Here is a 14,397-nt window from a genome sequence, read left to right on the forward strand (position 1 = left end):
ATCAAAGGAATTTTTAGAACTCAGACTCGGGTTTTAATTTAACTCAGGGATTTATTCATGAAACTATTATTCTTAGGAGCTGGTAGTGGTTTGGGAACGGATTCTAAAAATTTTCAATCAAATATGCTTCTTCTCACTGATAAAGGTAAAAAATTATTAATAGATTGTGGCACGGATATTCGTTTTTCATTATCTCGAGCTCATTATATCTCTCATGATATTGATGCAGTTTACATTAGTCATTTGCATGCTGATCACGTTGGTGGTTTAGAGTGGCTTGCATTTCAGCGTAAATTCGCTGTTCAGAGTGAAGCACCTCAGTTAATTATACATGAACACTTAGCTCATCCACTATGGAATAATAGTCTCAGTGGTGGTTTAAGAACACTTAATGAGAAAGAGGCTACATTGAATGATTTCTTTAGAGTAACTATTGTTAATGACGGTCAAATTTTTCAATGGGAAGGATTACAGCTGAATTTAATTAAAACAGTTCATATTCACTCTAATAAGAGATTAATACCTAGTTATGGTTTGTATATAAGGTATCGCGACAAAAATTTTTTTATCACTACTGACACACAATTTACACCGGATCGGTTTAAAAAATATTATCATGAAGCATCATTGATTTTTCATGATTGTGAAACGCTGGAGGTCCCTAGTGGAGTGCATGCTCATTTTAATCAATTAGATACACTTATTCCTGAGATTAAAGCGAAGGTTTGGTTATATCACTATAATGATGGCAAACTACCTGATGCTGAGTCCCATGGTTTTCTTGGTTTTGTTCAATGTGGTCAAATAATCGAGCTTAAGTAAATAATTGACTATAATTTAATTATTCTAAAAAGTTGTAATTGGTGCCCTATATGAAACAAAAAACTCAAAATAAAATAGACAAAGAGAGTTTTTTTGTATTATTGAAGGGAACATTAGTCTCTATTCCTTTTAATGTGATTGGCGCGGCCTTACTTAGTTTGGACTTTCTTTATCATAATGTGGCCAATCGTATCGTATTTTCTTGGTTTGGAGCCATTTTATTTCTCAGCATAGGGCGTTTAATTTTCAATCGAGTAGTAATTGTAAAAAAGTATTATCAGACCCATTTTGATTTAACTCTTTTTCTTTTTCTTGTATTTATTTTTGTGACTGGTTTAACTTGGAGCGCTGCATTTTTTATATTTTTACCCATCACAAATAGCACACAACAAGCCATTCTTGCTCTTGTACTAGGAGGTTTGTCAGCAGGTGCGATTGCTTCATTAGCAATCTATCTTGCTGCTTTTTATGCTTATGTATTACCTATGCTTGTACCAATCATTATTTATAACCTTTATTTGTTGCAACCAGATAAAGTAATCACTGGAATTTTATATTCCATGTTTTTGATTATGGTGTGCATCACGGCAAGAGTAAGTTCTGGGTTGCTGCATACTACATTCAAGCTAGGTAGGGAAAAGGATATTTTAATTAAAGAATTAAAACTTTCTAACCTCAAGCTGGAAAAATCTATTGAAGAGGCTAGAGCTATGTCCATTACTGATTCGTTGACTGGTTTATATAATAGACGCTATTTTGATATGATTTTTCATAATGAATTCAAAAAGGCACAACGCAATCAGTATGCTATAAATTTGGTGCTTATTGATATCGATAATTTTAAATACATCAATGATACTTTTGGTCATCCCTCTGGAGATGACTTTTTGATTTATGTTGCAAATTCACTAAAAATATCTGCAAAACGAGCAAATGATATTGTTTTTCGTTTAGGTGGAGATGAATTTGCTTTAATTTTATCAAATATGCGCCCTACTGAGGTCCTGCTTTTTTGTGATGCGTTACAACAAAGATTTAGCAATAACAATCAGTATACAAATGTTACCATGAGTATGGGAATTATCAGTATTGCTTCATTTCATTCGTTGGATCTGCAAACAGTGATTTCCGCTGCAGACCAAACATTGTATCAGGCTAAAAAAGATGGAAAAAATAAAATTATTGCAAAAGTGATTAATTGATAATTTTTATTTCATTTTATTCTTAAAATTTGGTCTGTTTCATTGTTATAATGCCTTCTCCTTTCATTAGTGGTATGGATAGTTATGTGGATTGTATGGATTGCACTCTCGCGACCTTACACGTTTATTGTAATGGCTCTTATGCTTCTTATTATTGGGCCTTTAGCAATTATGCGTACTCCCACGGATATTTTTCCTGATATTGATATTCCAGTTGTTAGTGTAGTGTGGACTTTCACCGGATTACCGCCTGATGAAATGAGCGCGCGTATTACCTATGTTTTTGAACGTGCGGTAACTACTACGGTTAACGATATTGAACATATTGACTCTGAATCACTCAATGGGGTGAGCGTTGTAAAATTATTCTTTCAAAAGGGCGTAAATGTGGATATGGCTCTGAGCCAAGTCACTGCAATCTCACAAACCATATTAAGAAACTTGCCGCCAGGGACTTTACCTCCGTTAATTTTAAGCTATAAAGCGTCAACTATCCCTGTGTTACAACTTGTGCTATCGAGTCCAACTCTTCCTGAGCAGAAGTTAAATGATTTAGGAACTAACTTTATTCGTCCTCAGCTTGCAACCGTTCAAGGAGCGTCATTACCTTATCCTTATGGTGGAAAGGTCCGGCAAATTATGGTTTATCTTGATATGCAAGCAATGCAAACCTATGGTATTTCGCCACAAGAAGTGAATCAAGCAATACTTGCACAAAACCTTATTATTCCTGCTGGTACGGAAAAAATAGGTCAATATGAATATGTGGTTAAACTCAATAGTAGTCCCATTAATGCGGTTGAATTAAATGATGTGCCTGTTAAAACAACGCCAGGTCGAGTATTGTATGTGCGTGATATAGGTCATGTACTTGACGGATTTGCACCACAAACAAATATTGTCAGAGTAGATGGACGTCGCGCGGTAATGATGTCCGTAGAAAAAACTGGAAGCGCATCAACTTTGGATATTGTACACCGTGTTAAGAACTTAATCCCTAAGATAAAAGATATGATGCCTAAGGCGCTTAACTTATCTTATTTTGGGGATCAATCGATATTTGTCACGGCAGCAATTCATGGAGTAATTACAGAAGGAGCGATCGCTGCTGCATTAACTGCGTTAATGATCCTTCTCTTTTTGGGTAGTGTACGGAGTACTTTGATTATCACCTTGTCTATTCCTTTATCCATTATTACATCGTTAACCGTTCTTTCTGCACTAGGCGAAACAATTAATATTATGACCTTGGGAGGCTTAGCTCTCGCAGTGGGCATTTTAGTTGATGATGCTACAGTAGCCATTGAAAACATTAATTGGAATTTAGAACAAGGAAAAGAAGTAGAGCAAGCGATTCTTGATGGAGCAAAACAAATAGCGATACCTGCTCTTGTCTCAACTTTATGTATTTGTATCGTTTTTGTCCCCATGTTTTTTCTGGGAGGGGTTGCACAATACTTATTTGTACCCTTAGCGGAGGCGGTAATTTTTGCGATGCTCATGTCTTATATATTATCACGTACCTTAGTGGCCACTTTAGCGAAATATTGGTTGCGCCGGCATGAATATGAAGCTGAAAATGGAAAAAAGAAAAATTTACTAGCTCGTGTGCATGGGAAATTTGAGGAGAAATTTGTCCGCTTACGCTCACGGTATCTTGAGGCACTCTCTTGGTCATTAAATAATGCTAAAGCTTTTATTGTCTGTTTTTTGGGGGTTGTGGGTATTTCAATACTCTTGTTAGGGCCATGGTTAGGTTCAAATTTCTTTCCTAGCGTGGATGCCGGACAAATGAAATTGCATATTAGTGCTCCCACAGGGACACGAGTAGAAGAAACAGCAAAGATTGTTGATGATATTGAAAGACTTATTCGCAAAGTAATTTCTCCTAAAGACTTGGATAGTATTGTTGATAATATAGGATTACCTACAAGTGGAATTAATTTGTCTTACAGTAATTCGGCTACAAATGGACCAGAAGATGCCGATATTTTAATTTCTTTGAAAGAAGGGCATCGACCTAGCTCTGATTATCAGCGTGAACTCAGAGTCGTTTTACGAGATCATTTTCCAGCGGTGACTTTTTCCTTTTTACCGGCAGATATTGTTAATCAAATTATTAATTTTGGCTTACCCTCTCCGATTAACATTCAGGTGATTGGTTTAAAGAAAGAAGAGAATATGAATTATGCTAATAAATTATTAAGGGAATTAAAATTAATACCCGGTCTCGTTGATGGACGGATAAGACAAAAAAATAATTATCCTGAGTTTTTTGTTGCTGTTGATCGGAGTTTGGCACGCGAAGTTGGGTTTACTCAGCAAGATATTGCTTCTGATTTGTTATTGGCGTTGTCAGGTAGTTTTCAAACGACACCTACCTTCTGGCTCGATACGAAAACCGGAGTTTCTTATCCTGTGGTAACTCAGGCGCCACAATATGTGATGAGCTCATTAAATGATTTGAATAATGTGCCTATTGGAACTTTAAGCTCGCCAAGTCAACTGCAAATTTTAGGTGCTTTATCCACCGTGAAACGTACATGGACTCCAGCAGTTGAGTCTCATTACGATGTTCAGCCGGTGATTGATATTTTTGCAACAACACAAGATAGAGATTTAGGAGGAGTCACAAAAGACATTGAACGCGTTATCGAGCAAACTAAAAAAGATGTTCCTAAAGGATCCTCTGTAGTCGTTCGTGGCCAAATTGATACCAAACAACATGCATTCAGTGGACTTTATTGGGGATTGGCTTTCTCGATTTTACTTGTTTATTTATTGATTGTTATCAATTTTCAATCTTGGACTGATCCGTTCATCATTATTACTGCCTTACCTGCTGCAATTGCTGGAATTACCTGGATGCTATTCCTGACTCATACCTCCATAAGTGTGCCTGCTTTGACCGGAGCAATTATGTGTATGGGGGTGGCAACGGCAAATAGTATTCTTATTATCAGCTTTGCTAGAGATCATCTAGCATCTGAAAATAACCCAATGAAAGCTGCTCTTGAGGCAGGACTGACACGTTTAAGACCGGTGATGATGACTGCTTTAGCGATGATCATTGGTATGTGTCCGATGGCCTTAGGTTTAGGCGACGGAGGGGAGCAGAATGCTCCATTGGGGAGAGCTGTAATTGGTGGGCTATCCTTTGCTACTATAGCCACACTCTTTTTTGTCCCCTCTGTTTTTTATGTGATTCATGAGCGGAAATTGAAGAAGAAACAAAAACAAGGGAAAGAGCATGCTTAAACGAATTCAAACTCATTTGCAAAACCCCAAGCATAGGCGACTTCTTATCGGACTTTCTGTGTTTTTAATTATTCTCCTCATTATCTTTCTCACGCGTATTTCTGCAGCCATTCGTTTGCGCAATGAAACCATAGCTAACGCTGTTCCTGTAGTAAAAGTAATAACAGCACAACAAGAAAAGGGCGTTGATCGCATCATTCTACCAGGCAATGTGCAGGCATGGCATAATTCTCCTATTTATGCACGCACAAATGGATATGTTAAAAAATGGTATGTGGATATTGGAAGTCGTGTGAAAAAAGGTGATCTACTCGCTGTTATAGAAACCCCCGAACTGGATGCACAAGAGCGCCAGGCAAGGGCTGATTTAAAATCAGCAATTGCCAATAATAAATTAGCACAAATTACGGCTAAGCGTTGGCGTAATCTCCTGAAAACAGAATCCGTATCAAAACAAGAGACCGACGAGAAGGTGCTGAATGCTGCTGCGCTTGATGCTGCGGTTTTTGCTTCCCAGGCTAATCTACAACGCTTACAAGCGTTAGTCGGTTTTGAACGTGTTATCGCTCCATTCGATGGAGTTATTACAGATCGCGCTACGGATATAGGTGATTTAATTGACTCGGGAAGTAGTTCCTCACTTCCACCTTTATTTCGCATTGCACAAACCAGTCCTTTGCGTATTTATGTAAAAATTCCGCAATATTATTCTACCCGGATTAAACCCAATATGACGGTCAAGCTGCATTTTACAGAGCATCCAAAGCAGACATTCACTGCTAAATTATATCAAACGGCTCATGCTATTGATCCTAAAACGCGTACTTTACTGGCTCAGTTTACTACGCCAAACAAAAGTGGAGAGCTATTACCTGGTGGCTATACAGAGGTCTGGTTTACTTTGGATATTCCACCAAAAACAGTGATGCTACCGGTTAATACTTTATTGTTTCGTGCTCAGGGCTTACAGGTGGCTGCTTTAGATAAAAACAATAAAGTTGTATTAAAGTCAATTACTGTTCGTCGTGATTTTGGCTCGAAGATTGAAATTGCCACAGGCGTTCTGCCAGGTGATCGGATTATATTAAATCCTTCGGATGGTATTACCAATGGAGAAACAGTACGGGTTGTTTCATGAATAGATTTATTAGTCTAGGTATATTTATTTTTACATTGGCAGGTTGTTCGTTAGCACCAAATTATCAGCGTCCTGCGATGCCCATTCCAGAGCATTTCAAAGAGCCAGGGCAATGGATAGAAATTAAATCAACACCCCGACTTGTTGCCCCGGATGGTTGGTGGGAGGCTTTCCACGATCCTGTTTTAAATGATTTACAAACACAACTTAAAGTAGCAAACCAAGATTTAAAATTAGCTTATGCTCGGTTTCAAGAAGCAGTTTCTCTAGTTCAAGTGGCTCGCTCCAATTTTTATCCTACGATTCAAGGCTTATTGAACGGTAATAGAGAGCAAACGTCACAAACTATAGCAAATGCTGCTTCTAAGCCTCTTTTTAATAACGCTTTATTGGGTGGTTATCTCACTTATGAAGTTGATGCTTGGGGAAGTATTCGTAATTTAGTAAAAGCAAGTGAAAGTCTTGCTCAGGCAAGTGCTTCTGATATGGCTTCAGTTCGTTTGAGTTTACAGGCAGAACTTACAAATAATTATTTTGCGTTACGAGGGGCTGATGAAGCACAACGTATCTTGGATACTACGGTTATAGCTTATCAAAAAGCACTTTATTTGACAAAATATCGATTTCAAGGAGGAGTTGCGCCTATTGCTAGTGTTGATGAGGCTGAAACGCAATTAGAAAATGCAAAAACGTTAGCCGCTGACAACCGATTAAAACGAGCTCAGTTAGAACATGCAATTGCGGTTTTAGTCGGACAAATTCCGAGCAATTTTTCATTAGCTCCAGGCAAACTACCCAGGAGTTTTCTTGCAATTGGTCCTAATTTACCTTCAACTCTTTTAGAACGTAGACCCGATATTGTGGCAGCAGAATCCCGCGTACAAGCTGCGAATGCAAATATTGGTGTCGCGCGCGCAGCTTTTTTTCCCGTGATTAATTTAACGGGAACAGGGGGTTTTCAAAGTCAGAGTTTGTCAAATCTGTTTTCGAAGCCCAGTCTCTTTTGGTCTCTTGGACCTTTTAGTTTATTAACGTTATCCCAACCTTTAGTCCAGCAAGTGATCTTTGATGGTGGTCGTTTACGTGGATTATTAAATCAAGCTAAAGCCCAGTACTTTGAAACAGTAGCACAGTATCGGCAAACGGTACTTACTGCATTCCAAGATGTAGAAGATAGTCTTATTGCCATTCACCAGTTAGATAAAGAAATTCACACTCAAACAGCGGCAACTTATGCTGCCAAAAGAGCCTGGAATCAAGGGATATATCGATATAAAGGTGGGTTAGTTACTTTTCTGCAAGTAGTGGTTGTGGAGAATATAGCATTACAATCAGAACTTTCATTGGTCAATATACGTACGCGTCGCCAAGTTGCCAGTGTGCAATTAATTAAAGCTCTAGGGGGTGGTTGGTCTTTGGATATGGGACAAAGAAGAACCATTCCAACTCATACAAACAAAACCGATTCTAATCAAAATAAGAACGAAAATTGATTGTGCTAATCCTTTTTTATCCCCTTGAAGGTGATCCTTCGATTCTTTTATTAAATAAACATTAACAATTCAGAACAATAACCGAAGAGGGTATTTGGTATTGTCTTATCCATTTAATAAAGCATTCATCCTGTTTATTTAAAATGAAATAAAGAGACAATAGAACATGGTTCATGATGACTACTGTAAGCCAAATTCAAAAGATAACAAAACAATTACCACTGTATCAAGTACATCTCGATGGTAGTTTACAATCTAAACTTGCTAAAGTGCGTATCCGTAATGAGGAGGATCCACTAAAGCTCATTGCAGTAGTGGGTGATTTACAACATGCTGCGTATAAAGCGATAGAAGAACAATATGCTAAATTTGATCCTAAGGCAAGTAAAGACGAACAGATTAAATTTTATAAAAATATAATCCATATTAAAGCTCAATTGAGAGAGTTGGAATTTGTACATTTGGAATTAACAAAAGAATTAAATGAAAAAAAACTTATCTATGTTAAAAATGAAGAATCAATTTCACTTAATGAAAAATATATTTTAGATGGACTCAAAGAAAAAACACCAAAAGAAATCGTACGAGAAAATTATTATCAATTATTGGAAAAAATAGGCGAAAATAAGAAATTAAAAGAAAGTGATCGAGCATTTATTAATTCACTTCTCATGCAAATAATCGCCAAGCCAGAAGGCCAAAATTTGATTGTTAAGCTCAATTGGTTGTTAGAAACAAAAGCCGCAAAACTAAATATGGCCCCCAGCCAAGAGTTTGGATGTTCCTCATCATTAGCTGGAGCAGCAAAAGAACGTCTGGATTATTTAGATAGTTCATTAGATGAATCTTCATTAAAAAATATAATAAAAAAAGCAACAATGACCTCAGAAGGTACAAAAGATGTCTCAGTTCTTATGGATATGAATTATCTCAAATCCATGGCATTTTTAAATACTGAGTCGTATGCATCTCCTGAAGTCGGATTAACTGATCTTGGACCACCATTTATTTTATTAGCTCATGAGCTAATTCATGCTACTCATAATGTAACAGGAAGTGCACGAGGGAATTTTAATTCATTTTATGAAGGGATTGATAAAACCGATGATTATTTGCTAGGACTGCTTTATCCAAAGGAAAGTGAAAAAAAAGTAGGTGATGCAGCAGAAGAATACTGGACCATTGAGGCGGGTCAACTCTGTGAAAATAGCTTGCGCCGAGAGCATGGATTTTCAGACCGAACGGGCCATGTATCTGCAGAACCGGGAAATGACGCTATCCGTGACTTGTACCATATTGGACTCGCTCGAAATTATGATCCTGATATGTTAGAGAAATTAGAGGCGCACTTTAACGCACAGCAGAAACGGTCGCCAGAGGAGCTAGAAAAAATTGATGAAGAGGATAATGACGTTAAAAATATATTGAAAATAGAGAAGTTTCAATTACAAATCTGTTCGGTACCAGATGTTATCCATGAACTGAAAAGAATGTCTCGTTCTGTAGATCGTTATAATAAAATTTTTGACAAATGGAAAAATGATGCCCCAGTACGAGAACACTTTTCACCCGAAGAAAATTGGATGTCGTTATTAACCACACTCCCAATTACTCTCACTAAAACTTTAATGGCGGTGTGTTCTTTAAATCAATCTGGATTAAGTCAAGATGAAAACATACAGTTGTGGAAAAATGCTCTTTCCGAAATGGAAGTCGATCCTGAAGATCTACAAAAAATAATTAACAGTTTACAAACTTTAGAGCGTGCTTTCAGTTCTTGTATGCCAGCAGATTTTAAAAATGATCATATGGCATCAATAAGTTGTTTTAGAGAGGTATTGGAAGAGCATACGGCTTCATTGCAACATTCTTTTACCGTGTAGCAGAGGGGTATTTATGAGAATTGATATATCGACTTTAAAACCATTATTTGATTTTTTACATGCTCAAATGATCAAACAAGATAGTTTAGCAAGAAAAAAATGTTTTTCTCGTTATGCTGCATATTACAGATCTATTTCAAATCACCTTGTTGAGGAAATAGTAATTATCCAAAAAAATGAAGCGTTAGTAATTAAGAAGTTACTCGAGCAACAAACTTCTCCTCGTTTACAAGAGGAGAAACAAAACTTACTGTTACACATCAATAAAGTACTGAATAATACTGCTCACTATATGGCACTGATGCAGTGTGTTTTGGATAGCTTTAAAAATGGATTTGGTCATTGCCAAGAACATGCTTCACTAGTGAGTTTGGCCTTATTAAAGCTAAATGGGGTAAATTGCAGCCCTCTGATTGAAAATATTTGCATCCAATCAAAAAATTCATCAGAAAATCATGAGGTAGTTGTTTTGAATAGAAAAGATGACAGCGATATTCAAGATCCCAGAACCTGGGGAGAGGATTGCTTGGTTATTGATTCAAGTAATTATTGGGTTGAAAAAATTCACAATATTCCAGAAGGAGCCGCATTATATAATCTATTAAAATTAGGTGTGGATATTTGTAAAGTCAACATATCAGTACTGCACCAAAATGATATGGAGCTCAATTTATTGACTCAGTTTAAGGAAAATCCGGAACATCCTTTTCATCGTATTGAAAAAATGACTTTTAATTGTTTCATGAAAGAAGTAACTGATTTTGTTGAGAAGCATACAACAATAATGTTATTGCCTGCGCTTGATTTGGAAGAAGAAGAGTGTCGTTTTACGCCCTAACCCTATTCCCTCATTCATTAAACCTAGAAAAAGCAGTAGAACCCAACTGCTTTTTCTAGGTTAATTTTATACAAAGAATATTTTTACTGATGACTGTTTAATATTTGATCTTTATAAGGACCAATCATTTGTGATTGGATATCCAGGAAGATAACGTGTGTTCGACAAAATAATATCTTGATTTATTTTTAGGAATTCTATAAATAACGTGAGTTCGACGTAAAAGGTATTTCATGCCTCTTCCGTTGGTAAACGAAATTTTAAATTTTAGTCCCGTGTAAAAGATAATGAAAAAGTTTTTTATAGTTAAAATATGGACTAGAATAATTTATGTAGAGCAATAAAAATAAAGAGAGGAAAATCATGAATATATTAAAAAAAATAGCAATGATGAGCATTGTTCTAGCAACACTAGGACTTTTGAGTGCTTGTGGAACTGTAAGTGGATTTGGTAAAGATGTGTCTCATGTGGGTAAAGATATTCAACGAGCAGCACAATAAAACTTTTCTTATATCCAGGAGCGGTTATTAACTAACCGTTCCGAATCTGTGTAAAATGTGTAGACTGCTGCTTGCAACTGTATCTTCTGCTTTTATTTAGACCTGGATCTCGTATAAATGCTGCGCCTTTTACATCGAACTCATGTATTGGAAAAGTCTGACTTCTCAAGAGGGGCTATTCCTGGCATCACTTGGATTCTACGTTTTTTTTCCCAAAATTCTTTAGGTATATAGGGCTGCCATTGCCATGTCGGTAGGTCATAATTTTGTGCTCGAAAAAGTTCATTTAAATGATCAATTAGCGCGTTTTTATCAGATAAATCAGGAGTGATTTGAATGGTAAACTGATTTAATGTGTCCTGTTTGATGGCGTAATCGTCAAATTCGAATGGAAATGAGGCCATTTTTTGACGAATTAAATCAGCAAAAATAGGTAGTACCTTTGTTCCTTTGGTGGCATAACAAATATCACCTACACGTCCTTCTATTCCTGCTAACTGTGTAAAAACATTATTTGATTTCTCTTCAATCAAGACATCATCCAAACGATAACGAATTATTGGCTGTGTTGTGCGTAATAAATCGGTAATAATAGGTACAAATCGCCTATCATCCAACCATTCTTTTTCAATCATTAAATATTCTTCATTCATTAATAAATGATTATTTTCTTTGTTACTAATTGCTAAAAAACCTTCTGTACACTGATAGACCTGAGATACTTGGCAATTAAATGCGTTACTTATAATGAGTTCATCACCAGCCTCTAAAACCTCCGCCACTGCAAATATTTTTTCAGGGTTAATGGATAGACAATGCTTTTTTTTAGCTAAAGTCAATAATACAGAGGCTGGTGCGGATAAAATAGTCGGTTGTATTTGATTGAGGCGATCCATATGATTTTCAAAATTTTCAAATAAATCAAAAAAATGAAATTGAATTTTTTTGCTTTTATTTAGATTGGTGTACAGTTTGTTATTTGCTCTGAGGAAGAAAGCAATCCGTTCTTTTTTCTTTAATCCTTTTGGTAGGGCTTTGGCCATTAAAATACCAGACCAGGCGTCACGTTCTTTAGCACTGACAAGAAATAATCCGCGACTTCCTGAGGTTCCAGAGGAAAGCCCCACTGCAATACCCTTAATTAACGCTGAAAAGTCACGTGTACGTTCTGCATTTAATGCTAATTCTAAGGCTTGGTCTTTTTTTATTTTTTGAGTATTTATATCATCAAAATGTTCCATCATTATTTTTTTATTTATAATTGGCCATTCAGCAAAGGGTTTATCCAGATAAGGTTGATAAAAAGGTGATTTATATAAGGTTGTTTTTACTAAATGAGTAAATTTTTTTTCTTGATAGACAGATAATTGCTCACGCGATTTAAAACGTTTTTGCAGATATAGCGTTTTAAAATAATAATAAAGAAGCCTGAGAATCATGATTTCTCCACAAGGCGAGTACGTATCTGTTGGCAATGAGAGGGAATAATATCTATAGTTTTATTTGTTTTAAAAAGCTGATGTAACTTTTTTATGGTCTGTTGATAAGCTTCTTTATTGTCATGAATTAAGTAAGTGAGATTGCTTGGAAACACCAATTCCTTAAATGCTTCTTGATGCCAGCAACTGTCTGCAACTAAAAAAACTTCTTGAGTTGTTATTTCGGGAGTCTGACATCGTGAACTTTTAAAATACAAACCAATTTGTCCTTTAGCATGTCCTGGTAAAGGTATGGCAATCAGGTGCTTATCATCAAAAAGATCAAATCCTCTTGTAAACGGTGATAAATTGGATTCAAGTTGTACTTCATTTTTTAAAGGAATCAGGCGTTCATAAAAATCTTTAGGGAGCAGTCCTGGTAAAAATCCTTGGAGTAAGGCTTTAATACCTTTTTTGTGGTATATAGTGTTTATTGCATCCGCATGACAAAAAAATTGGGCATTAGGAAAATCGTTTAAGCCACCAATGTGATCGGCATGGAAATGTGAAATCACAATTGCTTTAATTTCAGCGGCAGAAATATTTTTTTCCTCTAATTGTTGTTTCAGTGATTTTTTTAGGGTCACAGGAGTTAAACGCCTATAAAGCGAAAATGGAAATTTTTGAGTGAGTTCATAAAATCGGTTACTGTAGCCAGTATCAAATAAAATATAACCTTGTTTAGGGTGTTTTATTAAAGCACAAATTGCTGGATATTCACATTGCTTCAAATGACCGTTTTTTAAGGTCATTCGTTCACAATGTCTGCAAAAACCTGCTTCAAATAATTGATATTCGATCATGATGCTTGATACCACTGGGCAAAACGTTCAATGCCTTGCTCAATATTTATTTTAGGTTGATAACCTAAATCTTTTTGAGCTGCCTCAATATTTAAAGTTTGGCCCAAAGATAAAACCGCTGCACTGTATTGAGTTAAGCGTGGTTCTTTGGCGATAAAAGGTAAACTAAAGATTTTTTCCATGCAGGCAGCATATGTTTTTGCAATAGAATAAGGAATAAATTTGGGTGTAAATGGTTTTTGTAATGCCTGAAAAAGTTGTGTTAGGATGGCGATGAGTGTTTGGGGTTCATTATTGGTTATATTGTATTTTTTACCACAAAACCGTTGGTCTGCCCGGGCCGCTAAGAGCAAACTTTCTACAACATTTTCTACATAAGTAATGTCAATCACATTTTTTCCATTACCAATAATAGGTAAGACACCCTTTTTTTCATTCCTTAATAGACGAGGAAAAATGGCGCGATCATATGGACCAAAAATAGCGCGCGGGCGCACAGTAATCACATTCAGATTTCTTTCCTGATGCGCTTTATCCACTAGAGCCTCCGCGAGTAATTTAGTTTTTACATAATAATTAGCGGGCTTTTGGGGCAATGCTGTATCTTCTTTGATGTTATATTGCTCCGTGAAATTAAAATAGATACTGGGAGAGGAAACATGTACTAATCGCGCATTTTCTGGGGTTGCTTCGATGATATGTTGTGTGCCTGCTACATTGGCATCGTAAAAATCTGTATAACGACCCCAAGGGCTGGAACGTGCGGCACAATGAAATAGGGTTTGGGCATTTAGTGCTGTATTTTTTAATTTGATTTTATCGGCTAAATCTACGGCAATAAATTGAGCTCCTAGCTTGGCAATCACTTTGCCCAGTTGCTCATTGCGCCCCAAGGCAATTACCTCATGACCTTCTTCCACTAAGCGTTTGGTTAAATTTATTCCGAGACAACCTGTTGCTCCAGTAACGACACAAATCATC

11 protein-coding genes are annotated in these 14,397 nt (G+C 36.4%); 8 read left to right on the forward strand and 3 right to left on the reverse strand.

All coding sequences use genetic code 11. The features are described from left to right. Nucleotides 1–57: 57 nt before the first annotated feature. The 8 genes from Lgra_RS02085 (at nucleotide 58) to Lgra_RS02120 (ending at nucleotide 11,135) form a co-directional block, all read left to right on the forward strand. A complete protein-coding gene (locus tag Lgra_RS02085; RefSeq protein WP_058497627.1) occupies nucleotides 58–822 on the forward strand; it encodes an MBL fold metallo-hydrolase in 765 nt (254 codons plus the stop codon). 50 nt (nucleotides 823–872) lie between these two features. Next, nucleotides 873–2,024, forward strand: coding sequence for a GGDEF domain-containing protein (locus tag Lgra_RS17195; RefSeq protein ID WP_065231743.1), 1,152 nt, complete (start codon nucleotides 873–875; stop codon nucleotides 2,022–2,024). A gap of 84 nt (nucleotides 2,025–2,108) precedes the next feature. Continuing rightward, entirely contained in the window at nucleotides 2,109–5,282 is a 3,174-nt protein-coding gene (locus tag Lgra_RS02095; RefSeq protein WP_058497628.1) for an efflux RND transporter permease subunit, read from the forward strand. Beyond that, nucleotides 5,275–6,420: an efflux RND transporter periplasmic adaptor subunit gene (locus Lgra_RS02100; protein WP_058497629.1), complete on the forward strand. Its 1,146-nt coding sequence runs from the start codon at nucleotides 5,275–5,277 to the stop codon at nucleotides 6,418–6,420. The genes Lgra_RS02095 and Lgra_RS02100 overlap by 8 nt, the downstream gene beginning before the upstream one ends. Beyond that, complete coding sequence (locus tag Lgra_RS02105; RefSeq protein WP_058497630.1) at nucleotides 6,417–7,913, forward strand: efflux transporter outer membrane subunit; 1,497 nt, start codon at nucleotides 6,417–6,419, stop codon at nucleotides 7,911–7,913. The genes Lgra_RS02100 and Lgra_RS02105 overlap by 4 nt, the downstream gene beginning before the upstream one ends. A 173-nt stretch (nucleotides 7,914–8,086) precedes the next feature. Then, the gene (locus Lgra_RS02110; RefSeq protein WP_058497631.1) at nucleotides 8,087–9,796 is read left to right on the forward strand and encodes a type III secretion system effector protein; all 1,710 of its coding nucleotides are present in this window, start codon (nucleotides 8,087–8,089) and stop codon (nucleotides 9,794–9,796) included. A gap of 13 nt (nucleotides 9,797–9,809) precedes the next feature. Then, on the forward strand, nucleotides 9,810–10,634 hold the full coding sequence (locus tag Lgra_RS02115; RefSeq protein ID WP_058497632.1) for a hypothetical protein: 825 nt from the start codon (nucleotides 9,810–9,812) through the stop codon (nucleotides 10,632–10,634). 363 nt (nucleotides 10,635–10,997) lie between these two features. Beyond that, nucleotides 10,998–11,135 (forward strand): entericidin A/B family lipoprotein, encoded by a 138-nt coding sequence (locus Lgra_RS02120; RefSeq protein WP_058497633.1) that lies wholly within the window; start codon nucleotides 10,998–11,000, stop codon nucleotides 11,133–11,135. A 140-nt stretch (nucleotides 11,136–11,275) separates the two neighbouring features. Here Lgra_RS02120 and Lgra_RS02125 read toward each other — a convergent pair whose 3' ends face one another. From Lgra_RS02125 to Lgra_RS02135, 3 genes are read right to left on the reverse strand one after another with little or no spacing between them, the layout of a single operon-like run. Further along, nucleotides 11,276–12,574, reverse strand: a complete 1,299-nt coding sequence (locus Lgra_RS02125) for a F390 synthetase-related protein (RefSeq protein WP_058497634.1) — start codon at nucleotides 12,572–12,574, stop codon at nucleotides 11,276–11,278. Next, nucleotides 12,571–13,416, reverse strand: a complete 846-nt coding sequence (locus Lgra_RS02130) for an MBL fold metallo-hydrolase (RefSeq protein WP_115385456.1) — start codon at nucleotides 13,414–13,416, stop codon at nucleotides 12,571–12,573. The genes Lgra_RS02125 and Lgra_RS02130 overlap by 4 nt, the downstream gene beginning before the upstream one ends. Continuing rightward, on the reverse strand, nucleotides 13,413–14,396 hold the full coding sequence (locus Lgra_RS02135; protein WP_058497636.1) for an NAD-dependent epimerase/dehydratase family protein: 984 nt from the start codon (nucleotides 14,394–14,396) through the stop codon (nucleotides 13,413–13,415). Before Lgra_RS02135 ends, Lgra_RS02130 begins: the two co-directional genes overlap by 4 nt. Nucleotide 14,397: the final 1 nt, after the last annotated feature.

The organism is Legionella gratiana, from assembly GCF_001467695.1.
Lineage (GTDB): Bacteria > Pseudomonadota > Gammaproteobacteria > Legionellales > Legionellaceae > Legionella > Legionella gratiana.

Coding starts and splice junctions, on each gene's coding strand:
- Lgra_RS02085 (WP_058497627.1), top strand. CDS start 58: ATGAAACTATTATTCTTAGGAGCTGGTAGTGGTTTGGGAACGGATTCT.
- Lgra_RS02125 (WP_058497634.1), bottom strand. CDS start 12,574: ATGATTCTCAGGCTTCTTTATTATTATTTTAAAACGCTATATCTGCAA.
- Lgra_RS02110 (WP_058497631.1), top strand. CDS start 8,087: ATGATGACTACTGTAAGCCAAATTCAAAAGATAACAAAACAATTACCA.
- Lgra_RS02115 (WP_058497632.1), top strand. CDS start 9,810: ATGAGAATTGATATATCGACTTTAAAACCATTATTTGATTTTTTACAT.
- Lgra_RS17195 (WP_065231743.1), top strand. CDS start 873: ATGAAACAAAAAACTCAAAATAAAATAGACAAAGAGAGTTTTTTTGTA.
- Lgra_RS02120 (WP_058497633.1), top strand. CDS start 10,998: ATGAATATATTAAAAAAAATAGCAATGATGAGCATTGTTCTAGCAACA.
- Lgra_RS02095 (WP_058497628.1), top strand. CDS start 2,109: ATGTGGATTGTATGGATTGCACTCTCGCGACCTTACACGTTTATTGTA.
- Lgra_RS02105 (WP_058497630.1), top strand. CDS start 6,417: ATGAATAGATTTATTAGTCTAGGTATATTTATTTTTACATTGGCAGGT.
- Lgra_RS02135 (WP_058497636.1), bottom strand. CDS start 14,396: ATGATTTGTGTCGTTACTGGAGCAACAGGTTGTCTCGGAATAAATTTA.
- Lgra_RS02130 (WP_115385456.1), bottom strand. CDS start 13,416: ATGATCGAATATCAATTATTTGAAGCAGGTTTTTGCAGACATTGTGAA.
- Lgra_RS02100 (WP_058497629.1), top strand. CDS start 5,275: ATGCTTAAACGAATTCAAACTCATTTGCAAAACCCCAAGCATAGGCGA.